This is a genomic window from Rhizobium sp. 01T444 (assembly GCF_056398305.1).
In genome coordinates this window covers 1-23,157 of record NZ_JBFTPD010000045.1, presented here as the reverse complement: position 1 = coordinate 23,157, position 23,157 = coordinate 1, and the positions used below count along the sequence as shown (strand labels likewise).

General features: G+C 60.4%; 21 protein-coding genes. 20 read left to right on the top strand and 1 reads right to left on the bottom strand.

The annotated features are described in order from the left end of the window. Positions 1-4: 4 nt before the first annotated feature. From AC1DTN_RS34510 to AC1DTN_RS34435, 16 genes are all read left to right on the top strand, one after another. The gene (locus AC1DTN_RS34510) at positions 5-1,354 is read left to right on the top strand and encodes an LLM class flavin-dependent oxidoreductase (protein WP_439018206.1); all 1,350 of its coding nucleotides are present in this window, start codon (positions 5-7) and stop codon (positions 1,352-1,354) included. An 18-nt stretch (positions 1,355-1,372) separates the two neighbouring features. Then, positions 1,373-2,572, top strand: coding sequence for a M20 aminoacylase family protein (locus tag AC1DTN_RS34505; RefSeq protein ID WP_442207342.1), 1,200 nt, complete (start codon positions 1,373-1,375; stop codon positions 2,570-2,572). Continuing rightward, a complete protein-coding gene (locus AC1DTN_RS34500) occupies positions 2,569-3,126 on the top strand; it encodes a GNAT family N-acetyltransferase (protein WP_442207343.1) in 558 nt (185 codons plus the stop codon). Before AC1DTN_RS34505 ends, AC1DTN_RS34500 begins: the two co-directional genes overlap by 4 nt. Before the next feature lie 39 nt (positions 3,127-3,165). Continuing rightward, positions 3,166-4,944: an amino acid ABC transporter permease/ATP-binding protein gene (locus AC1DTN_RS34495; protein WP_439018203.1), complete on the top strand. Its 1,779-nt coding sequence runs from the start codon at positions 3,166-3,168 to the stop codon at positions 4,942-4,944. A gap of 90 nt (positions 4,945-5,034) precedes the next feature. Beyond that, the gene (locus tag AC1DTN_RS34490) at positions 5,035-5,979 is read left to right on the top strand and encodes an ABC transporter substrate-binding protein (protein WP_439018202.1); all 945 of its coding nucleotides are present in this window, start codon (positions 5,035-5,037) and stop codon (positions 5,977-5,979) included. A gap of 75 nt (positions 5,980-6,054) precedes the next feature. Further along, entirely contained in the window at positions 6,055-6,993 is a 939-nt protein-coding gene (locus tag AC1DTN_RS34485; protein WP_439018201.1) for an ABC transporter substrate-binding protein, read from the top strand. 11 nt (positions 6,994-7,004) lie between these two features. Further along, positions 7,005-8,042 carry an LLM class flavin-dependent oxidoreductase gene (locus AC1DTN_RS34480; RefSeq protein ID WP_477924586.1) on the top strand — a complete coding sequence of 346 codons (1,038 nt, stop codon included), beginning with the start codon at positions 7,005-7,007 and terminating at the stop codon, positions 8,040-8,042. A gap of 38 nt (positions 8,043-8,080) precedes the next feature. Beyond that, complete coding sequence (locus tag AC1DTN_RS34475; RefSeq protein WP_439018199.1) at positions 8,081-8,677, top strand: 2-hydroxychromene-2-carboxylate isomerase; 597 nt, start codon at positions 8,081-8,083, stop codon at positions 8,675-8,677. Between the two features lie 673 nt (positions 8,678-9,350). Continuing rightward, a complete protein-coding gene (locus AC1DTN_RS34470; protein ID WP_477924584.1) occupies positions 9,351-9,944 on the top strand; it encodes a transglutaminase-like cysteine peptidase in 594 nt (197 codons plus the stop codon). Between the two features lie 292 nt (positions 9,945-10,236). Beyond that, the gene (gene panC, locus AC1DTN_RS34465) at positions 10,237-11,112 is read left to right on the top strand and encodes a pantoate--beta-alanine ligase (protein WP_439018198.1); all 876 of its coding nucleotides are present in this window, start codon (positions 10,237-10,239) and stop codon (positions 11,110-11,112) included. Continuing rightward, positions 11,109-11,930 (top strand): 3-methyl-2-oxobutanoate hydroxymethyltransferase, encoded by an 822-nt coding sequence (gene panB / locus AC1DTN_RS34460; RefSeq protein ID WP_439018197.1) that lies wholly within the window; start codon positions 11,109-11,111, stop codon positions 11,928-11,930. The genes panC and panB overlap by 4 nt, the downstream gene beginning before the upstream one ends. Positions 11,931-12,231: 301 nt before the next feature. After that, positions 12,232-13,434: an MFS transporter gene (locus AC1DTN_RS34455; protein ID WP_477924581.1), complete on the top strand. Its 1,203-nt coding sequence runs from the start codon at positions 12,232-12,234 to the stop codon at positions 13,432-13,434. Positions 13,435-13,640: 206 nt separating this feature from the next. Beyond that, positions 13,641-14,201: an FMN reductase gene (msuE, locus tag AC1DTN_RS34450; protein ID WP_113319616.1), complete on the top strand. Its 561-nt coding sequence runs from the start codon at positions 13,641-13,643 to the stop codon at positions 14,199-14,201. A gap of 240 nt (positions 14,202-14,441) precedes the next feature. Further along, a complete protein-coding gene (locus tag AC1DTN_RS34445) occupies positions 14,442-15,278 on the top strand; it encodes a MetQ/NlpA family lipoprotein (protein ID WP_477924579.1) in 837 nt (278 codons plus the stop codon). 87 nt (positions 15,279-15,365) lie between these two features. Continuing rightward, positions 15,366-16,448 (top strand): methionine ABC transporter ATP-binding protein, encoded by a 1,083-nt coding sequence (locus AC1DTN_RS34440; RefSeq protein ID WP_439018195.1) that lies wholly within the window; start codon positions 15,366-15,368, stop codon positions 16,446-16,448. After that, positions 16,429-17,082 carry a methionine ABC transporter permease gene (locus AC1DTN_RS34435; RefSeq protein WP_037098446.1) on the top strand — a complete coding sequence of 218 codons (654 nt, stop codon included), beginning with the start codon at positions 16,429-16,431 and terminating at the stop codon, positions 17,080-17,082. The genes AC1DTN_RS34440 and AC1DTN_RS34435 overlap by 20 nt, the downstream gene beginning before the upstream one ends. 3 nt (positions 17,083-17,085) lie before the next feature. Here the strand turns inward: AC1DTN_RS34435 and AC1DTN_RS34430 are convergent, their stop codons facing one another. Next, positions 17,086-18,441 carry an LLM class flavin-dependent oxidoreductase gene (locus AC1DTN_RS34430; protein ID WP_477924576.1) on the bottom strand — a complete coding sequence of 452 codons (1,356 nt, stop codon included), beginning with the start codon at positions 18,439-18,441 and terminating at the stop codon, positions 17,086-17,088. A gap of 204 nt (positions 18,442-18,645) precedes the next feature. Here AC1DTN_RS34430 and tauA point away from each other — a divergent pair, with 204 nt between their 5' ends. The 4 genes from tauA to scpA form a co-directional block, all read left to right on the top strand. Next, on the top strand, positions 18,646-19,650 hold the full coding sequence (gene tauA, locus AC1DTN_RS34425) for a taurine ABC transporter substrate-binding protein (protein ID WP_477924574.1): 1,005 nt from the start codon (positions 18,646-18,648) through the stop codon (positions 19,648-19,650). 64 nt (positions 19,651-19,714) lie between these two features. Next, a complete protein-coding gene (locus AC1DTN_RS34420) occupies positions 19,715-20,509 on the top strand; it encodes a taurine ABC transporter ATP-binding protein (RefSeq protein ID WP_439018191.1) in 795 nt (264 codons plus the stop codon). Continuing rightward, positions 20,506-21,336: an ABC transporter permease subunit gene (locus AC1DTN_RS34415; protein ID WP_439018190.1), complete on the top strand. Its 831-nt coding sequence runs from the start codon at positions 20,506-20,508 to the stop codon at positions 21,334-21,336. The genes AC1DTN_RS34420 and AC1DTN_RS34415 overlap by 4 nt, the downstream gene beginning before the upstream one ends. A gap of 99 nt (positions 21,337-21,435) precedes the next feature. Then, positions 21,436-23,157: methylmalonyl-CoA mutase (gene scpA / locus AC1DTN_RS34410; protein WP_477924571.1), on the top strand; the 1,722-nt coding region annotated here is incomplete at its 3' end.

Below are 23,157 nucleotides of genomic sequence, written 5' to 3'. Positions count from 1 at the left end.
ACCCATGGCCAAGAAGAAAATCACTTTCGGTATCATGCTGCAGGGCCCGGGCGGCCATATGAACGCCTGGAAACATCCAAGCGGCCCGGCCGATGCCAGCACCAATTTCGACTTTTTCGTCAAGACGGCGCGCAAGGCCGAAGAAGCAGGCATCGCCTTCGCCTTCGTTGCCGACGGCCTCTATATCAACGAACAATCGATCCCGCACTTCCTCAACCGGTTCGAGCCGCTGACGATCCTTGCTGCGCTCGCGGCCTCGACCTCGAAGATCGGCCTAGTCGGCACGGTCTCCACTTCCTACAGCGATCCCTTCACGATTGCCCGGCAGTTCGCCTCCATCGACCTCGTCAGCGGCGGCCGTGCCGGCTGGAATGCCGTGACCTCGCCACTCGAAGGCTCGGGCCGCAACTATGGGCGCGAGCATCCCGAGCACGAGCTGCGTTACGAGATCGCTGAGGAATATATCGACGCCATCAGGGGTCTCTGGGACTCTTGGGATGACGATGCCTTCGTGCGCGACCGTCAGAGCGGCGTCTACGCCGACAAGACCAAACTGCACCGGCTGAACCACAAGGGGCGCTTCTTCCGCATCGAAGGGCCGCTCAATATCGGCCGCTCGAAACAGGGCCAGCCGGTGGTTTTCCAGGCGGGCGCCTCCGATTCCGGTATCCGGCTCGCCGGCAAACATGCCGACGCGGTCTTCACCAACGGCGGACCGATCGAGGAAGCGCAGGCTTTCTACAAGCAACTCAAGCAGAGCGCGATCGCGCAAGGGCGACGGACCGCAGAGATCGGCGTCTATCCCGGTATCGGCCCGATCGTCGGCGCGACGGCAGAGGAAGCGGAGGCCAAGTATCAGGCGATCCGCAATCTCGTCACCATTGAAGAGGCGCTGCTCTATCTCGGCCGCTTCTTCGACCATCACGATTTCAGCGCCTATCCGCTCGACGAACCTTTCCCTGATATCGGCGACATCGGCCGCAACAATTTCCGTGCCACGACGGATCGGATCAAGAAGACGGCGCGCGAAAAGGGGCTCACCCTCCGGGATGTCGCGCTCGACGCGGCAACGCCGCGCACGGCGTTCATCGGTACTGCAGATCATATCGCCAACGAGATCATCCGCTGGATCGACGGCGAGGCTGCCGATGGTTTCATCCTTGGGTTCCCCGTCATCGCCGAAGGCTTCGATGATTTTTCCCGCCATGTGCTGCCGCTCCTCGAAAGGCGCGGCTACTTCGATCCCGTCCTGAAGGGTGAGACGCTCCGCGATCATCTGGGGCTGCCTTTCCGCGAGAGCCGCTATGCGACAGATGCCGGTGAGGTCGAACAGGGAAAGGCTGCCAGCGCCTGAGGCGCGGCGGACAATTCCATGAACGTCATTACAAAACCTTCGCGCAGCCACGATCCGGTCGAGACGGGAATTGCCGTCTATCTCGATGAATTCATCGCGCTGCGCCACGACCTTCACCAATATCCGGAGCTTGCTTTTCAGGAGCGCCGCACGAGCAAGCTCGTGGCATCACACCTTTCCTCCTGGGGCTATGAGGTGGCGACGGGCATTGCCGGCACCGGCATCGTCGCCACCCTGGTCCGCGGAAACGGCAAGCGCTCCATCGCCATCCGAGCCGATATGGACGCCCTGCCGATCGAGGAGGCGACAGGCCTTTCCTATGCAAGCAGCAATCCCGGCGTCATGCATGCCTGTGGCCACGATGGCCATACGACGATCCTGCTTGCCGCTGCGCGCTATCTGGCCGAGGCCGGCAATTTCAGCGGTACGTTTCGGCTGATCTTCCAGCCGGCCGAAGAGATCGGTGCCGGTGCTCGCAAGATGATCTCGGAAGGCCTGTTCGAACGGTTTCCGGTCGATGCGGTCTTTGGGCTGCACAATTGGCCGGCCGTGCCGGCCGGTAAGTTCGGTTTCGTTGCCGATGCCGCCATGGCGTCCGTCGATCAGGCGGTCATCCGCATCGTCGGCAAGGGTGGTCATGGCGCCGAGCCGCATCGCGCCATCGATCCGGTGCTGGCATCGGCTTCCTTCATCACGGCGTTGCAGAGCATCGTCTCACGCAATGTCGATCCGCAGGATATGGCCGTCGTCACCGTCGGCTCCATCCATGCCGGGTCAGCGTCGAATGTCATTCCGGAGAGCGTCGAGCTAAAGCTCACCATGCGTGCCTTCAACCAGGCGGTGCGCGACAAACTCCAGGAACGCGTGCCGGCGCTTGCCCTAGCCCAAGCTGAGAGCTTCGGGGCAACGGCCGAGGTCGATTACCGGCTTGGCTTTCCGGCGCTCATCAACCATCGGGCCGAGACGGCCTTTGCCCGCGATGTCGCGCTCTCCTCTTTCGAACCGGAAAGGATCGAGGCTGGGTTCCGCCCGCGCACGGCAAGCGAGGATTTCGCCTTCATGCTGCAGGAGAAGCCGGGCAGCTATCTCTTCGTCGGCAATGGCGACAGCGCGCCTCTTCACAGCGCTCACTATGATTTCAACGACGCGATCATTGCGCCCGCCGCCCGCTACTGGGTGCGGCTTGCCGAGACCTTCCTCACTGACGACAACGGGTGACGAACGACATGAGCGACACGTTTCTCTACACTTCCCCGCTCGACCCCCGCGCCAAGCCGCTGATCGACGAACTTATCCACGAATATGACAGCCGCTACGGGAACTATTTCAGCGATGAGGGTGCCGCGGCAGAGCTCAACCGCTATCCGCCCGAGGCTTTCGCGCCGCCCGTCGGCAATTTCGTGCTGCTGGTACGCGGCGGCGAGACGATCGGCGGCGGCGCTTTCAAATATTATGATGAGCAGACCGCCGAGTTCAAACGCATCTGGACACGCTCTGACCTACGTCGGCAGGGCCTTGCCCGCAAGGTTCTCGTGGAACTGGAAGCGCAGGCCGCCCGCCAAGGCTATTCGCGGGTCTACCTGACGACCGGCTTTCGCCAGCCGGAGGCGGTCGGCCTCTATCTCAACTACGGCTATACGGCGCTCTTCGACCCCAAGGTCGACCCGGAAATCTATAAGACGCTGCCCTTCGAGAAGGATATCCGCCACCTCGCACCGCAGCTGTCGGCCAACGCCGATCGCCCGCCATTACAGGCAGCAGCACGTCGCTGAATCCAGGCAAATAACGCTCCATAAAAAGGGGGATATACGATGGCACTGACGAGTGACTATGCCGGCATCGATACCGGCAGCAGGGCAGGGGACCGAACGCTTCAGGATTATTCCCGACTGAGGATCGTCCCGGCGCGGCATCCCGGCCGGGTTGCCGGCACCATATTCGCTGCTCTCGTCATTGCCGCCGTCCTCTATTCGACCTTCACCAATCCGCGCTGGGGCTGGGATGTTTTTGCCGAATGGTTCTTTGCGGCGCCTGTTCTCGCCGGCCTCGGGCGCACGCTGCTCCTGACACTGTTGGCAACGATCTCCGGTTCGATCCTCGGCACGGCACTGGCGCTTGCCCGTGTCTCGAGATCGCCGCTGCTTTCGGGCCTATCCTGGGGCTACATCTGGCTGCTGCGATCGATCCCCGTGATCGTTCTGCTGCTGGTGCTGAACAATCTCGGCTATCTCTATGAGACGGTGAAGCTCGGGGTGCCGTTCACTGGCACTGTCCTCTTCGAATATCCGACGACACAATTGCTGACGCCCTTTGCTGCCGCGTTCCTCGGTCTCACGCTCAATCAGTCGGCCTTCTTCGCCGAGATCGTCCGCGGCGGCATTCTGTCCGTCGATCAGGGGCAACTTGAAGCCGCTTCGGCGCTCGGTCTCTCGCGCCGTCGTCAGGCATTCCGTATCGTGCTGCCGCAGGCGATGCGTTCGATCCTGCCGACCGGGTTCAATGAGATCATCGGTCTCGCCAAGGCGACCTCCATGGTCTACGTGCTTGCCTTGCCGGAACTGTTCTACACGGTCCAGGTTATCTATCGCCGTAACCTCGAAGTCATTCCGCTGCTGATGGTAGCGACCGTCTGGTACCTCGTCATCATGACGGTGCTGTCGATCGCCCAGCATTATATCGAGCGCTATTTTGCCAAGGGCGCATTGCGCAACCCGAAGCCCTTGCCCTTCCAGTCTTTCCTCAAGCGTTTTGCCCGCCCTTTGCCTACGGCAGCGATCTCTGGCGACTTTACCCGTACCTCCGGCTTCCGTGACGCAGCGGTTCTTCGCACCGGCGGGACGGTGCGCATCCACGGCATTTCCAAGAGCTTCGGCTCTCTGAAAGTGCTCGATGGTATCGACCTCAATCTGCCTGCCGGCAGCGTCACCGCCATTCTCGGTCCCTCGGGCTCCGGAAAGTCCACCCTGCTGCGCGCCATCAACCACTTGGAGCGCGTCGATGCCGGCTTCATCTCGGTCGACGGCGATCTCGTCGGATATGAGCAGAAAGGTGATGTGCTCTACGAGCTCAAGGAAAAGGAAATCCTCAAGCGGCGTGCCGATATCGGTATGGTCTTCCAAAGCTTCAATCTCTTTCCGCACCTGACAGTGCTTGAAAACCTGATCGAAGCGCCGATCCAGGTGCGTGGCGTGAGCCGTGAAGAGGCCGTGCAACTTGCGCAGGAGCTGCTTGCCCGCGTCGGCCTCAGCGACAAGATCAATGCCTATCCGCGCCAGCTCTCCGGCGGCCAGCAGCAGCGCGTCGCCATTGCCCGTGCCCTAGCACTGCGCCCGAAGGTGCTTTTGTTCGATGAGCCGACATCGGCGCTCGACCCGGAACTGGTCGGTGAAGTCCTTGATGTGATCAAGGAACTGGCGCGCACGGGCACGACGCTTGTCATCGTCACGCACGAAATCGGCTTTGCCCGTGAAGTTGCCGACACTGTCGTCTTCATGGATGGCGGCCATATTCTCGAAGCCGACTCGCCGGCCCGCATCTTCAACGGCGCGGAACATCCCCGCACACGTGAATTCCTCGCCAAAGTTCTCTGAAAATAGCAAGGCATCAGCAGATCCCGGCCGCGACGGGCGTCCGGAGGGCATGAAAAGAAAAACAACCCTAAGATGAAATGGAGAAGGGAAATGGCATTCAGAAATAGAGCCAACTACCTGCTTGCCGGAGTCGTCGCCCTGGCGGCAATCGGCCTCGGCACGGCGCAGGCAGCCGAGAAATTCAATCTCAGCCCCGACACGTCGAACCGCGTGCGGGCCGAAAAAGATGAGACCGCGATCAAGGCCATCGCACCCAACTTCAAGTTCGTCGAACCGGGCAAGTTCACCGTGGCCGTCAACGCCTGGGATCCGCCGATCGCAACCTATGCATCGGATGCTGCGACCGTGGTCGGCGCCGATCCGGATCTGGCGCAACTGCTTGCCGATTCCTTCGGCCTCGAGCTGAACCTTGTTTCCGTCGCCTGGGCGGACTGGCCGCTCGGCGTCTCCTCCGGCAAATATGATGCCGTCATCTCCAACGTCACGGTAACCGAGGAGCGCAAGGAGAAGTTCGATTTCTCCACCTATCGCAAGGACGTGCTTGGCTTCTACGTGAAGTCCGACAGCAAGATCAGCGAGATCAAGGAGCCGAAGGATGTCGCCGGCCTCAAAGTCATCACCGGTGCCGGCACCAATCAGGAAAAGATCATCCTGGAATGGGATCGCCAGAATGTCGCCGCCGGCCTGAAGCCGATTGAAGTTCAATATTATGACGACCGTGCCGCAGCTGATCTGGCGCTGCAGTCCGGCCGTGCCGATGTCGAGTTCAATCCGAATGCGACGCAGGCCTACAGCTCCTCAATCAAGGGGCACACCAAGCTCGTCGGTATCGTCTCCGGCGGCTGGCCGCTGACGGCTGAAATCGCCGTCACCACGAATAAGGGCGCCGGCCTTGCCGATGCCGTCACCGTCGCCCTCAACGACCTTATCAAGAACGGCAAATACGGCGAAGTGCTGAAGCACTGGAGCCTGAACGCCGAAGCCATCGACGACGCCAAGACCAACCCGCCGGGGCTGCCGAAGAGCGGTTCGTAAAGGATGGTCTGACGGACGGGCGTTGGAGGTCGCGCCGGTCCGTCCTCGTTTTCATATATTTTGGAGAGTTCTCTCGTGACGATATTTTCCAGACTGCGCATCGCATCGATTGCCGCCATTGCCTCGCTGACAAGCTGCTATACAGGCGTGGCTGCGGCTGATGAATTCGACCTGAGCCCCGAGCAGCCCAACCGCGTGCACGCTCAGCGCAACGAGGCGGCGATCGCGTCCATTCCGAAGGGTTTCAAGTTCGTCACATCAGGCAAATTCACGGTTGCCGTAAGCCCGGGCGGACCGCCGCTTGCCACTTATGCGACGGATGCCAAGACCGTCGTCGGAGCCGATCCCGAGTACGCGAACGCCATTGCCGAAAGCCTCGGGCTGCAGCTTGAGCTCGTCCCGGTTGCCTGGATCGACTGGCCACTTGGCCTGACGTCGGGCAAATATGATGCTGTTATTTCCAATGTCGGTGTCACCGAGCAGCGCAAGGAGAAGTTCGATTTCTCCACCTACCGGAAAGGTCTGCACGGCTTTTTCGTCAGGGCCGACAGCACGATCGCCTCGATCAAGGAGCCGAAGGATGCGGCAGGACTGCGCTTCATCGTCGGCGCCGGCACCAATCAGGAACGCATCCTGCTGAAATGGAGCGATGAGGATGTCGCTGCCGGCCTCAAGCCGCTCGAGCTGCAATATTATGATGACGAGGCAGCAAGTCTGCTGGCGCTACGCTCAGGCCGTGCCGATGTCATCGTCCAGCCGCATGCCCAACTCGTCTATATCGCCGCCCGCGACAAGAACCTCAAACGGGTCGGAACGCTGAGCGCCGGTTGGCCCGATCGCTCCGACGTTGCGATCACCACCCGCAAAGGAAGCGGCATTGCCGATACGCTGACGCTCGCCACCAATGGTCTGATCAGGGATGGAACCTACGCAAAAATCCTTGCGCACTGGCAGCTTTCAGAAGAGGCGCTGCCCGCTTCCGAGACGAACCCGCCCGGCCTGCCGAAATTCTGAGTGAGGACAAGATGAGCGGCAACGCGCTTTCGATCAGCCATATCGGCTCCCTGACACCCGGCAACTACCCGGATGACGACCCGCTCTCCGGCCTCGAAAAGACATTGCAGCTTCTTAGCTTCGGCGAAGAGCTGGGCTTCAACAGTGCTTGGGCCCGCCAGCGGCATCTGGAGCCCGGGATTTCCTCGGCGACCGCCTTCCTGGCGGCCGCCACCCAGCGCACCAGCCGTATCGAACTCGGCACCGCGGTCATTCCGATCGGTTACGAAAGTCCCTATCGGCTCGCCGAAGATCTCTCTACCGTGGATGTTCTATCGAAGGGAAGGCTGAATGTGGGCCTGAGCGCCGGCCGTCCGCTGCATGCCGATCTCATCGGTCCGCTTGCCTTCGACGGCAACTGGCAGAACCATGATTTCTCGCATGCGCGCGTGCTGCGCTTTGCCGACAATCTGAAGGGGACCTATCTCGGTGACGAGAACACCTTCATCAAAACGCCCTTTGGACCCCAGCGCCCGAGACTGCAGCCCTACGCTAAAGGCCTGATCGATCGCATCTGGTATGGCGGTGGCTCATTGCGGTCGGCCTCATGGGCCGGCCGGAACGGCTTCAACCTGCTGATCGGCAATGTCACGTCCGGCGAAGAGACCGATGATTTTTTCGTCGCCCAGTCCCGTCAGCTCGAAGCCTATCGGGCTTCCGGCGGAGCGGAACGGCGCGTGGCGCTCGGCCGGGTCATCGTGCCCTTTGACAGTGCGGATGCAGCCACCCGCCAGCGATACTCAGACTATGCCGCCGGACGATATGAGCGCACGCTGTCTCCCCAGGGTGAACGACGCACGCTGTTTGCCCGTGATCTCGTTGGTCCGTCAGAGCAGATCCTCGAGCGCCTTCTTGCCGATCCCATTTTGCCGCATGTGCGCGAGCTGAGGCTGGAATTGCCCTACGAGTTCGAGCATGACGAATATCGCCAGATTCTACACGACTTCGTCACCCACATTGCTCCCGAGCTGGGCTGGAACACGAAGACCGCCCTCCGGGCGGCGTCGTAAGCGGCGCGACAAACGCCGAAATTGTAGGAAATCTCTCCGTGACGAAATCAGTTGAATACTTTTTCTCCATCAGTTCGCCCTGGTCCTATATCGGTCTTGATGCCTTTGCCGCGCTTGCCGTAAACAACGACATTGCCATCAAGCCATATCTGACGACGGTCGTTGAAGAGAACGGCGGGATTTTTTCGCGCAATCGCCCGGAAATTCGCCGTGCCTACTGGATCCGCGATCTCAAGCGCTGGGCAAGGGTGCGCGGCAAGCCCCTCATCCTTGAAAATCGCCCCGAGCTCAGCGATCCGACGCCTGCCTCCTTCTTCGTCATTGCCGCCTATCTCGATGGCCAGGATTGGATCGGGGTGACGCGCGCCCTACAGCATGCCTTCTGGAGTGAGGCGAAAGATATCGGCAGGCCTGATATCCGCGAAGCGATCGTCAACGCTGTCGGTCTCGATGGCGCGGCCTTGCTGCGACGGCAGGCCGATGACGATGTCCAGCAGAAATGGGCAGCCGATCGCGTTCACGCACGCGAAAGAGGCGTCTTCGGTTTCCCGACTTTTGCCTATGAGGATGAGCTCTACTGGGGGCAGGACAATCTCCCCTTCCTCGAGCGCCATCTTCATGGCGACAAGCCGTAAAGGGCTGACGCAGCGCGTTCTGCCAAAAGCCGGTGGCGGGCTGCAAAGCAAACTCCGGTGCGTCGCAAATGCCGATGCCGGCGGCCTTGCTCTCCACTGGAGCTGCCACGGCGAAAGGGGCATACCGACAGCAACGACAATACCGGCGGCTTCTTCGTCAGAGCGACACCGCCCTGCCTGACGGAACCGAGGCTTGGCGTCCTTGGTGGTAACACTCTGTCGTCGATGCCGCGACGAATTGAAGGACGACCAGAATCCGGTCCGCGACGGGTATTGGATCTCGGTGCGCCGTCGCTCGCACATGGTGCGATATCTCCTGTTGCCCAGTGCTTGTCTTTCCAAATCAGCACTTATCACGGCAATTGACATGGCCGTCCGCCGCACTATTTTAAATTGTCAAGTCATTGGATGAATGCGTCTGGTTGCGATGCGCATACCGCCAGTTGCGCTGTGACTGAAGGATCGGACATGCCCACAACTTGGATGTGTCTGGTTCGCAAAGTGAGACACACGTACAGCGTTTGCATTTGAAAGGTGATCGTCTCCGGAAACATCCCGGAAATAAAGGATCGCGACTAAGCGCCCAGCCGTCCGAATGACGCGCCTGAAAGAGCTTCATCACCGCTGGGCGAACCTCATCATCGTTCGATCAACCACCACACGGAGGTATAAGATGCGCAAGCATGAACTGGTTATCGTGATGACGCTTGCATCTCTTTTCTCGGTTCAGACTGCTCACGCGGACGGGCCTGCCGGTGCAGCCCGTGGCCTGAAGACGGCGCCTGTATTCAGCTATATTTCTGAAAAGCGCCGGACTACAGCACCTTTCGCGCATGTGATGTTTTGCGCTCGAAATCCCGATGAGTGCACTGCTCGCGGCGATGCTTCGGAAGTCTCCTTGGGCCCCTTAGCGGACGAGCAGCTTCGCACTGTCAACACCTCGGTCAACCGCTCGATCCGCTCGCTCGACGACCGGCCCGATCAAGGTGATGTCTGGCAGGTGAACGTCACGGCGGGCGATTGCGAGGATTTTGCGTTGACGAAGCGCGACCACCTCATTGCCATGGGCTGGTCGACGAAGGCATTGCGGATCGCCGTGACCAAGACGCCCTCCGGCAAGGGCCACGCGGTTCTGGTCGTCAGAACCGATCAAGGCGATCTGGTGCTCGACAACCGCATGAATGCGATCAAGGGCTGGAAGGATACGGATCTTCGCTGGCTGATGATCCAGTCGGGCGACAATCCGCGGATATGGTACGAACTTTAGATGCACGGGCATGATACGAGTTCGGGCGGATGTGGGGCGTGGAGATCTTTTGTGCCGCTATCGGTAACCAGATGCGCGGAAGTCACGCGCGTGGAAACACCATCAACTCAGCCGCCGCCCCTTGTTGCCCAGTGAGAAATCCGCCGCCTCGGTTGCGGTCCGCAATATTTGAACACGCCCTGATGGAAGCTTCTTCATCTAATCGGTCTTATCGAAAAGAATCCATTGACCTGCGACCCTGCTTACATCTTCTATCCGCCCCCAACGTCAGGAAGGCGGCCAGGGAGGGCACATGCAGGTCCTATCGAGCATTGAGGCGGTGCGCGCAGCGCTTGCAGCGGTGAGAACAAATGGCGGAGACATCGGTTTCGTGCCAACGATGGGTTATCTTCACGCGGGGCACATGGAACTTGTTGCGCGAGCCCGCGCTGAAAACGAAATCGTTGTTGCTTCGATCTTCGTCAATCCGCTCCAGTTTGGGCCGACGGAGGACCTGACCCGATACCCGCGCGATCTGGAACGCGACAGAACGATGCTGGAAAAGGGTGGCGTCGATATTCTCTTTGCGCCCGCTGTCGAAGATATGTACCCGCACCCGATGAAAACTGTGGTTGATGTGCCGGAGCTTGGCTGCGAGCTCGAAGGCGCCGTTCGACCGGGGCATTTTGCGGGTGTCGCCACCGTTGTCAGCAAGCTTTTCAATATCGTCCAGCCAAGCAACGCCTATTTCGGCGAGAAGGATTACCAGCAGGTCGTCATCATCAAACGAATGGCAGACGATTTGGCTCTGGCGGTGCGTATCGTTTCGGTGCCGACGGTCCGGGATGCGGATGGTCTCGCTCTATCTTCTCGTAACGTCTATCTCAGCGAGGAGGAACGACGCGCAGCGGTCATCATCCCGCGCGCATTGGATGAGGCGGAGCGCCTTGTGGCTCAAGGCCTCTCCGACCCGCAGGTCCTTGAAGCGAAGCTAGTCGGCTTCATCGGCCGTGAGCCCCTGGCAAAGCCGGAAGTTGTCGCTGTGAGGGACGCCTCGACCTTGAAGCATGTGGTGAAAATCGAGGACCCGGTGGTTGTCGCACTGTTCGTGCGGATTGGCACGACCAAGCTCCTCGATAATCGGGTGATCGCGAGAAAAGGTTCGTCTGGAACGGGAGAAGCACAATGAGCGCTGTCAGCTCCGCAAAACGCCTGACGCCAACGCGAATACGGGCGATGAAGGGCGGAACGCCGATTGTGTGTTTGACGGCCTACACGACGCCGATGGCGCGGCTCCTGGACGAACACTGCGATCTCCTGCTTGTTGGGGATTCGCTCGGCATGGTTCTTTACGGCATGGAGAGCACCGTGTCGGTGACGCTCGACATGATGATCGCCCATGGCAAGGCGGTGATGCGTGGCGTCGCTAAATCCTGCGTGGTCGTCGACATGCCCTTCGGCAGCTACCAGGAGTCGAAGGAGCTGGCCTATCGCAATGCCGTGCGCATTCTGCAGGAAACAGGGTGCGACGCGGTCAAGCTCGAAGGTGGCGAGGAGATGGCCGAGACAATTTCCTTCCTCACAGCGCGCGGTATTCCGGTCCTCGGGCATATCGGGCTCATGCCTCAGCAGGTTCATACCGCAGGCGGCTACCGATCTGTTGGACATTCCGAGGAGGAGGTTGCCAAGATCCGGCGTGATGCCGACGCGGTCGGCAGCTCGGGAGCCTTTGCGGTGGTCATCGAGGGCACCGTCGAGACATTTGCCCGCGAGGTGACGACGGCAATTCCTGTTCCGACGATCGGGATCGGTGCTTCGGCTGCCTGTGACGGTCAAATCCTGGTTTCGGACGACATACTCGGACTGTTCAATGACTTCACGCCGCGCTTCGTTAAACGATACGACGAACTTGGAAAGAGGGTCGGGGTGGCCGCTGCCGCCTATGCAGAGGAGGTGCGCTCCCGCGCATTCCCCACGGAGAAACATACATTCAAGCGCCGGTCTTGATTGCGCGGCCTATTGCGTTGGAGAGCCCGGCGATAAGCCATATCGGCTCTAACCCACGGAACAGTCGCCAGCGCGGGATTGGCGCGTGAGGTGGCCGAATTGCAGGATCGAGAGCAGAAATCTTAAAAACTGCGTACCGATCCGCGTAAAACTGGGCTGTAATCGTTCCACTTCATACGATAAATGCTTTCTCAGCGACCGCCGCTGAAATTCACTTCCCAAGCCCCGATCGCCTTAAGAACAGCACGCACGAAAACCGACGACGGACCGGCATGATTCCGGCCGCGCAGGAGGAAGACCCATGGCATCCGTTGCCGAGAGCGCCCCCCGCTTTGAAAAGACCGCAATGTCTATCCTGGTGGCAGTCAGCTTCTGCCACATGCTCAACGACATCATGCAGTCGCTGCTTGCCTCGCTCTATCCGCTCTTCAAGGCCAATTATAACCTCGATTTCGTGCAGATCGGTCTCCTGACCATGACCTTCCAGGTCACGGCCTCGCTGCTCCAGCCGCTTGTCGGCATCGTCACCGACCGTTGGCCGATGCCCTATTCGCTGCCTGTCGGCATGGCGAGCACCTTCTGCGGCCTGATCCTCCTCGGCAATGCCGGCAGCTTCGAACTGCTGCTCGTTGCCGCGAGCCTGATCGGCTTCGGCTCGGCCGTCTTCCATCCGGAATCTTCGCGCGTCGCGCGTCTTGCTTCCGGCGGTCGCCACGGCTTTGCGCAGTCCTTCTTCCAGGTGGGCGGCAATGCCGGCCAGGCAATCGGTCCGCTGCTGGCCGCCTTCATCGTTCTGCCGAACGGTCAGCACAGCGTGTCCTGGCTTTCCGGCATCGCCATGGTCGGCATGGTGGTCCTGAGCTGGGTCGGGAACTGGTACATGAGTCACCGCCGCCAGCACGCCAGCAAGGCGGCCCCGAGCCGCACGCTGCCGCTGCCTCAGAGCAAGGTCGTCTGGGCGCTACTCATCCTCGTGTTGCTGACGGCGACGAAGAATGTCTACATGGCAAGCGTCTCGAGCTACTTCACCTTCTACGTCATCGACCGTTTCCAGCTCGATGTGCAGCAGGCGCAGCTCATGCTCTTCCTGTTCTTGGGTTCCGTTGCCACCGGCACCTTTCTCGGCGGTCCGATCGGTGATCGTTTCGGCGCCCGCTTCGTCATCTGGTTCTCGATCCTCGGGGTGATCCCCTTCGCGCTGCTGCTGCCCTATGCGAACCTCTTCTGGACGGGCGTGCTCAGCGTCGTTATCGGCCTGATCTTCGCCTCTGCCTTTTCGGCCATCGTCGTCTTCGCGCAGGAACTGGTGCCCGGTCGTGTTGGCCTAATCGCCGGCGTTTTCTTCGGCTTCGCCTTCGGTGCGGGCGRTCTCGGTGCTGCCTTGCTCGGCGGTTTTGCCGACTCGCACGGTATCGCCTTCGTATATCGCATCTGCTCCTACCTGCCGCTGCTCGGCCTGTTCACTATCTTCCTGCCGCGCATCCCGAAGTATCGAGCGGTTTAGGTTTCGCACTCAGAAAGAGGCACCGAAAGCGTTTCGGTGCCTCTTTTGCGTCAGGGCAAGCGCACGGCGCGGCGTTGCGTTCGAACGAACATTTTTTCCTCGGCCCTCGGCGAAGACGGATCGTCATTTCTTTAATCTACTATTTTGATGGATAATATCCGTCGTATGATGCAGCCATCGACGGCGCGATAGTGGAAGGAAATGATATGTCTGCACCCAAACTGGTCGGTCTTGCCGGCAGCTTCAATCGTCCCTCGAAGACTTTTGCGCTGGTCGAGAATATCGCCGGCCTCGCCGCCGAAAAATATGGCTTCGACAATACGATTTACGACCTGACGGATGTCGGCCCCTCGCTCGGCCAGGCGTTGCGCCGCGACGATCTCGACAATCGCGCCAGGGAAATCATCGCCGACATCGCCAATGCCGACGTCCTCGTCATCGGTGCGCCGACCTTCAAGGGCAGCTATCCGGGTCTCTTCAAACATCTGATCGATCTCATCGACCCGCATGAGCTGCGTGCCAAGCCGATCGTCATCACTGCGACCGGCGGCGGCGACCGCCATGCGCTGATGGTCGAGCATCAACTGCGCCCGCTCTTCGGCTTCTTCATGGCCCACACGCTGCCGACTGCTGTCTACGCCTCGGACCGCGATTTCACCGACTATCGCGTTTCCTCCGAACAGCTTTCCAAGCGCATCGGGGAGGTCATCGGCGAACTCGCCGCCTTCTTTCCGGGCAGAAGCTCAAGGCTGATCGCAGCGGAATAAACAATATCCAAAGACGGATTTCAGCGGCGCCTTCGGGCGCCGTTTTGTTTGGAGCGTGCCTAGCAGCTGGCATTTAATCGATAAATTTGATGGAATTTTATCCTGCCGCTCTCGAAGACGCGGCAAGAGTTTTTCCGGTGGTGAGAAGACATCAGACGTTCGTGCTTCGCTCGCCATGCCCGTATTTGCAATTATCCGCCTGCTCGGGGCTCGGCCTCATTCAGTCAGACGGGATAAAAAATGACCAAGAACAAGAATTTCGGCGCCATTTCGCTTTCGCGCCGCGCGGCTCTTACTGTTGCCGCCTCTGCGGCCGCACTCATCGCCTTTGCTGCGCCGACTCCTTCCTTTGCCGAAGACAAGTCGATCAAGGTCGGTATCATGAGCGGCGAGGACGAGGATGTCTGGCGCGCCGTCACCAGCGAAGCCGCCAAGAAGGGCCTCAAGATCGAAACGATCACCTTCAACGACTATACCCAGCCGAACGAGGCTCTGGAGCGCGGCGAAATCGACGCGAACGCCTTCCAGCACCAGCCCTATCTGGACAATCAGGTCAAGCAGCACGGCTACCATATCGTATCCGTCGGCTACACGGGCGTCTGGCCGATCGGTCTCTATAGCAAGAAGCACAAGTCCGTTGCCGAACTGCCAGCGGGCGCCGTAATCGGTGTCCCGAACGATCCGTCCAACGAAGGCCGTGCGCTTCGCGTTCTGCAGAATGAGGGCCTGATCAAGCTCAAGGACGGCACCGGCATTCTGGCAACGATCGTCGACGTCTCGGAAAACCCGAAGAACATCGAGATCCGCGAACTCGACGCCGGTATCGTCGGCCGTTCTATTGATGACCTCGATGCCGGCGTCGTCAATACCGACTGGGCGCTGAAGAGCGGTCTGTCCCCGAAGGAGCGCATCGCGCAGGAGCCGATCGCCGACAATCCCTATCGCAACTTCATCGCCGTCAAGGAAGAGAACAAGGATGCCGATTGGGTAAAGACGCTCGTCTCCTCCTATCAGAACGAGACGGTGAGGGCCGAATTCGATAAGGTCTATAAGGGTACGGGCCTCAGCGCCTATTGATTTCGCCGCCCTTAAAAGGGCGTCAGCAACTGAGGCGGCCCTGGCCTTTTTGCCAGGGCCGCCTTCAGCGTTTGTGAAGGAACGAGCATGAATTCAATTGTCTCCGCCTTAGGGATCGAGACGCGGCCAGTCGATGCCGAAGAGGTCGTGCGCCTGAAGGATGTCAGGCGCAAGTTCGGTGTGACGGCAGCGCTCGACGGCGTTTCACTCAGCGTGAAGAAGGGCGAAATCCTCGGCATCATCGGCCGCAGCGGCGCCGGAAAATCGACGCTGATCCGCTGCCTCAACGGTCTCGAAAGGGCCGATAGTGGCGAGATCGTCATCGAGGGCCGCAATATTGCAGGCCTTGCCGAGCAGGAGCTGCAGCCCTTGCGCCGCCGCATTGGCATGATCTTTCAGCATTTCAATCTGCTGTCGGCCAAGACGGTCGAGGAGAATGTCGCCCTGCCGCTGAAGATCGAGGGTGTCGCCAAGGCCGAACGGCTGAAGCGGGCGCAGGAGCTTCTGGACCTCGTCGGTCTTTCCGATAAGGCTAGGGCTTATCCGTCGTCGCTCTCAGGTGGCCAGAAGCAGCGTGTCGGCATCGCCCGCGCACTGGCCGCCCGGCCGGCCCTGTTGCTGTCCGACGAAGCGACCTCGGCCCTCGATCCGGAAACGACGCGTTCGATCCTTGCGCTGTTGAAGGACATCAACCGTAAGCTTGGTCTTACCATTCTTCTGATTACCCATGAGATGGAAGTGGTGCGCGGCATTGCCGATCGCGTCGCCGTCATCGATGCAGGGCGCATCGTGGAGGAAGGCCAGGTCTGGTCGATCTTCGGCGATCCGCAGGCGGCGATCACAAAAAGCCTGCTCAGCGGCATTCGCCCGCAGCTTCCGGAACACATTGCTGCACGCCTGTCGCAAACCGGCGGCACGGAAGCTATCCTCAGTGTCGATCTTGCTGGACCGGAAGCGCAAGGCGCGCTTTTTGCCGATCTCTCTGCAGCGCTGCCGCATTCCTTCCGCCTCGTGCACGGTGGTATCGATCACATCCAGAACCAGCCCGTGGCGCGGTTCTTCATTGCCGTTCCTGCGCGCGATCCCGCGCTTGCCGGAACGGTCGAACAATTTCTGAAGGCCCGGTCGGCTCGGGTGGAGGTGCTTGGTTATGTCACCGATCATGATTAATCTGCTGCTGCGCTCCCTCTGGGAGACGGTGCTGATGACAGCTGCATCCGGCCTGATTTCGCTGGTTGCCGGCCTGCCGCTCGGCCTGGCGCTGGTCCTGACGAACCGCGGCGGCATTGCCGAAAATCTCTGGATCAACCGCATTCTCGGCGCCGTCATCAACGGCTTCCGTTCCGTGCCCTTCATCATCCTGCTGGTGGCGCTCATCCCGCTGACCCGCCTTATCGTCGGCACCGCGATCGGCACCTGGGCGGCCATCGTTCCACTCGCCATTGCCGCGACGCCATACTATGCCCGTATCGCAGAAGTCTCGTTGCGCGAGGTCGATCGTGGCCTGATCGATGCGGTGCGTGCCATGGGCGGCAATCGCTGGACGATCATCCGCGAGGTTCTGGTGCCCGAAGCCCTGCCCGGAATCGTCGCCGGCTTTACCGTCACGCTGGTGACGCTGATCGGTGCTTCGGCGATGGCCGGCGCCATCGGTGCCGGCGGTCTCGGTGACCTCGCCATTCGTTATGGCTACCAGCGCTTCGAGACCAATGTGATGATTGCGGTCGTGGTCGTGCTCATCGTTCTCGTCTGCGGCATCCAGTGGCTGGGCGACCGGCTGGTCGCCCGCATGGATCATCGCTAGAAATTATCGCCTGAACTGTGCGGCGGGGTGGCTGGCCGGCAGCCGGCCATTGCCGCCGAACAGCTTCTGGCGCAGCGGCCCTTCCACATAGTCGGCCTTGAACAGGCCGCGCTCCTGCAGCACAGGCACGACGAGATCGACGAAATCATGAAGGCTCTCGGGTGCCACAGTGCGTGCGAGATTGAAGCCGTCGATGCCGCCTTCCTCGATCCAGCGCTGCAGGGTATCGGCAATCTGTTCCGGCGATCCGACAATCGGCTTCATGCGGCTGCCGAGCACCATCTGGTCTATGATCTGCCGCTTCGTCACCGGCTTTGCCGCCTGCTTGGTGATTGCCGCTAGTGCCGACTGATTGGCGTTGGTCGAGTTCTGGTCGATCACGTCATCGAGCCCGTATTTCGAAAAATCGACGCCGACGGAGGCCGAATAATGCGCAAGCGACGCTTCGATGCTTGCGTGCCGGCGATAGTCCTCGAGCTTCTCCTGCGCTTGGGCTTCGGTCTTGCCGACAACGACGGTAATCAGGCTCAGGATCTTGATCGCATCCGCGCCGCGGCCATTGGCAAGCGTCTTGGCGCGAAGCGCATCGACGGTCGGCCGCGCCGATTGCGGCGTCGGTCCGGCGATGAAGACGCATTCGGCATGGCGGGCGGCGAAATCCTGTCCGCGTGCGGATGCGCCGGCCTGGAAGAGCAGGGGCGTGCGCTGCGGCGAGGGCTCCGAGAGATGGATGCCCTCCATCTTATAATACTGGCCCTGATGGCTGACGGCCCGCACTTTAGCGGCATCCGCAAAGACGCCGCGTGCCCTATCGCGCAGCACCGCACCGTCATCCCAGCTGCCTTCCCAGAGCTTGTAGAGGATTTCGAGATATTCCTCGGCGGCGTCGTAGCGCGCATCATGCTCCGGCAGCTTGTCGAAACCCATGCTGCGGGCAGCGCTATCGAGATAGCCTGTCACGATGTTCCAGCCGATGCGTCCCTTGGTCAGGTGATCGAGGGTCGACATGCGCCGCGCCAGCAGGAAGGGCGGCTCATAGGTCGTATTGACGGTGACGCCGAAGCCGAGGTGCTTCGTGACGTAGGCCATTGCCGAAATCGGCATTAGCGGATCGTTGACCGGGATTTGCGCGCCCGTCTCGATGACCGGGCCCGGGCTGTCCTTATAGATATCGTAGACGCCAACAATATCGGCGAGAAATATGCCGTCCAGCTTGCCGCGTTCGGCCGTGCGCGCAAAATCTGCCCAATAATCAAGATCGGTATAGTTGACCGAACGATCCTGCGGATGCGTCCACATGCCGTGATTTATGTGTCCGACGCAGTTCATGTCGAAGGCGTAGATCTGCATTTTCTTCATCAATACTGTCCTGAGATGTTAGTCGGTCACTTGGTGGAATTATCGGGCAGATCGGGAAACCACCGGATCTCTCTCGTTATTTAGAAGCAAATTATCTCGCATGCCCGATTTCGGGAATTTTCTATCTCTATAAAATCTATGAATTTTACAATGATCTAACCACATTCCGGGGTGGAATGATTTCGAACATTGCGGGAGAGGGATATGAAAATCAACCGACGCAACCTTCTGGGTACGGCCGCTGCCGCTGTCCTCACCTTGACCACCTATGCGGCCCACGCTGCCGACGTCACGCTGAATATCGGCTACCAGCCGATCGTCGAGCCGTCACGCGTGCCGCAGGCCGACGGTACCTATGAAAAGGAGACCAAGGCCAAGATCAACTGGCAGAAATTCGATAGCGGCGCCGATGTCATCACCGCCATCGCTTCCGGTTCCATCGATATCGGTTATGTCGGCTCATCGCCGCTTGCCGCTGCTGCCAGTCGCGAACTGCCGATCGAGACGATCTATGTCGTCGGTCTCATAAGCGACGCCGAAGCGCTCGCCGTCAAGAACATCACCAAGCCAGAAGATTTGAAGGGYAAGAAGATCGCCACSCCCTTCGTYTCGACMGCGCAATACAGCCTGCTGACGGCGCTGAAGCATTGGAAGGTCGATCCGAAGTCGGTGCAGATCCTCAACCTGCGTCCGCCGGAAATCGCTGCTGCCTGGGAGCGCGGTGATATCGACGGCGCCTATGTCTGGGACCCGGTGCTGGCGCAGCTGAAGAAGAGCGGCAGCGTGCTCGCCACTTCGGCCGATGTTGCCAAGTGGGGCGGCCCGACCTTTGACGCCTGGATCGTCAGCAAGAAATTTGCCGAGGCCCATCCTGAAGTGGTCACGGGCTTCGTGAAGGTCACGGGTGCGGCTTATGCCTCCTACCTCGCCAATCCGGATAGCTGGAATGCGAAATCACCGGAGGCCGAAAAGATTGCCAAGCTTACCGGTGCCAAGACCGATGAAGTGCCGGCTCTTCTCAAGGGCTACATTTTCCCGAGCCTGAAGGAACAGGCGAGCGCCGATCTCCTCGGTGGCGGTACGACGAAGGCCGTCGCTGAAACCTCGGCCTTCCTTCTGGAGCAGGGCAAGATCCCCGGCGTTCTGAGGGACTACAGCCCCTATGTTTCCGACCGCTGGGTCAAGGAAGCAGCCAAGGCAGGTCTTTGATCCTCCCAAGGGTCCCGGCGTGGCTTCGGCTGCGCCGGTTTTTTCTCAAACAGGTGATGCCCATATGAGCATACTTTCACTACAGTCCCTGTCGCTCGATTATGCCGAGGCAGGCAGTCGTCGGAAGAGACGTGTGCTCGATGGCGTCAACCTGCATATCACTTCGGACGAATTCGTGGTTGTCATTGGCCGTTCCGGTTCCGGCAAGACCAGTCTTCTCAATATTGCTGCAGGTTTCACTGAGCCGAGCGAGGGGCGCGTGCTGGTCGACGGCAAAGAGATCGACGGGCCAGGCGTAGACCGGGCCGTGGTGTTTCAGGACGACGCGCTCTATCCCTGGCTGACCGCAGCCGGCAATGTGGCCTTTCCGCTGAAGCTTCAGGGCATCCCGAAAGGCGAGAGACAGCGCCGCGCGGAGGAACTGCTGGTGAAAGTCGGGCTCGATGGCGCGGGTCACAAGAATATCTGGGAACTCTCAGGCGGCATGCGCCAACGCGTCGGCATCGCTCGCGCGCTCGCCTCCGGCCCTCGCTTCCTGTTGCTTGATGAACCACTCGGTGCGCTCGACGCGCTGACACGCAGCCGCATGCAGAAATTCCTGCTGGATGTCTGGGCAGAAAGCAAAACGGGTGCCCTGCTGATCACCCACAGCATTGACGAGGCTCTGTTGCTTGCAACACGCATCATCGTGCTGGCGCCCAATCCCGGCCGTATCGTCGCCGACATCAAGACCGAGTTTGGCAAGGCGTTGCTCGAAGGCAGAAGCGTCAAGGAGATCAAGGCGCTTACTGCGTTCAAACATCTGCATGACGAACTGACCGCACTCATCCACGCGGATGAAGAGGAGATTGCCGCATGAGCGTCGAGGCGGAAGCACTTACGACAGCAGTGTCGGATCGACCGGTAGAGGCGCGGCCGAAACGCCGCGGCACGCTGCCGATCTCGCTTGTAACAATAGCGGTCATTATTGCCGGCTGGAGCCTTGCTTCGGCCTATGGTGCCGTCTCGCCGGTCTTCCTCCCGTCGCCGCTCGTCGTAGCGAAATCGCTTGCCAATGTCGCGGTCAACGGCTTCGTCGATTCCACGCTTGCCGAACATACGCTCGCAAGCCTGCTGCGCATCTTTGCAGCGCTCGCCGTCTCGCTCATCATCGGTGTGCCGGCAGGCCTAGCGATCGCCACGAGCCGTATCGGCAAGGGCATCCTTGATCCGATCGTCGAATTCCTGCGGCCCCTGCCGCCGCTGGCCTATCTACCGCTGATCATCATCTGGGTCGGCATCGGCGAGGCGTCGAAGGTCACCGTCATCTCGCTCGCGATGCTGCCACCGGTCATCCTGTCGACGGCGTCAGGCGTCAAATCCGCGCCGGGCGATTTCGTCAACGCTGCCCGCTCCTTCGGGGCGAGCCGGCTGCAGGTGCTGCTGCATGTCATTCTTCCAGGCGCCATTCCGTCGATCCTGACGGGGACGCGCATTGCGCTCGGCGCCGGCTGGTCGACGCTGGTCGCGGCCGAGCTCGTTGCGGCAAGCCAAGGCCTCGGCTTTATGATCCAGTCTGCGGCGCAGTTCCTCGTGACCGATATCGTCATCGGCGGGATCATCGTCATTGCCGCGATTGCCTTCCTGCTGGAGATCCTGGCGCGGTTGATCGAACGGTTGTTTGTGCCCTGGGCCGCGCATCGCTGAACGTCTATCATCGCCTTGCCGATGAAATTATCCTAAGGCTGTATCGCGCCGCGTCACCGCAAAGTGGTAGCGTGGCGCGCAGACGATGCGGAGGATGATATGACGAAGAAGACGCTGTCGGACTGGGAGGCGCTGGCGGAAAAGGAGCTGCGCGCAGCACCGGATACGCTGACCTGGCACACGCCCGAAGGCATCGACGTCAAACCGCTCTATACGGCCGCTGATCTTAACGGTACGGATGCGGACAGCCTGCCGGGCTTTGCGCCTTTCACCCGCGGCCCGCGCGCCACCATGTATGCCGGCCGGCCCTGGACGATCCGGCAATATGCCGGCTTTTCGACCGCCGAGGAATCCAACGCCTTCTATCGCCGCAATCTCGCCGCCGGTCAGAAGGGCCTCTCCGTTGCCTTCGATCTCGCCACCCATCGCGGCTATGACAGCGATCATCCCCGCGTCGTCGGCGATGTCGGCAAGGCGGGTGTTGCGATCGACAGCGTCGAGGACATGAAGATTCTGTTCGACGGCATTCCGCTGCAGGATATGTCCGTTTCCATGACGATGAATGGCGCGGTCATCCCGATTCTGGCGAATTTCATCGTCGCCGGCGAGGAGCAGGGTGTTTCGAAGGCGGAGCTTTCCGGGACCATTCAGAACGACATTCTCAAGGAGTTCATGGTCCGCAACACCTATATCTACCCACCGGAACCCTCGATGCGCATCGTCGCCGATATCATCGAATATACGGCGAAGGAGATGCCGAAATTCAATTCCATCTCGATCTCCGGCTATCACATGCAGGAGGCCGGCGCGACGTTGGTGCAGGAGCTTGCCTTCACCCTCGCCGACGGGCGCGAATATGTGCGTGCGGCGATCGCCAAGGGGCTGAATGTTGATGATTTCGCCGGCCGGCTCTCCTTCTTCTTCGCGATCGGCATGAACTTTTTCATGGAGGCGGCCAAGCTTCGCGCCGCCCGCCTGCTCTGGACCCGCATCATGGAGGAGTTCCAGCCGAAGAAAGCGTCTTCGCTGATGCTGCGCACCCACTGCCAGACATCGGGGGTCTCGCTGCAGGAGCAGGATCCTTATAACAACATCATCCGCACCGCCTTCGAAGCCATGTCGGCCGTGCTCGGCGGTACGCAGTCGCTGCACACCAATTCCTTCGATGAGGCGATCGCGCTGCCGACGGAGTTTTCCGCTCGCATTGCCCGCAACACGCAGCTCATTCTGCAGCACGAGACCGGCGTTACCAACGTCGTCGACCCGCTCGCCGGCTCCTATTATGTCGAGAGCCTGACGAAGGAACTGGCTGACAAGGCCTGGGCGCTGATCGAAGAGGTCGAGGCGCTCGGCGGCATGACGAAGGCCGTCAATGAAGGCTTGCCGAAACGGCTGATCGAGGAAGCCGCCGCCCGCCGTCAGGCCGCCGTCGACAAGGGCGATGAGGTCATTGTCGGCGTCAACAAATACCGGCTGGAGGCCGAACAGCCGATCGACATTCTCGAAATCGACAACAGCGCGGTGCGTGCCGCGCAAATCCGCCGCATCGAGGAGACCAAGCGCCGTCGTGATAGCGTGAAGGTCAAGGAGGCGCTAACAGCACTTCTGGAGATTGCCCGCAGCGGCAATGGCAATCTGTTTGCAGCCGCCGTCGAAGCAGCGCGGGCGCGTGCCACCGTTGGCGAAATCTCGGATGCGATGCGCGACGTTTTTGGCGATCATTTTGCCACGCCCAAGGTTATCCGCGGCATCTATGGTGCAGCCTACCGGGACGAGCCCGAGCTTGACGTGCTCAAGGTGCGTATGGCGGAAGGGCGGAAG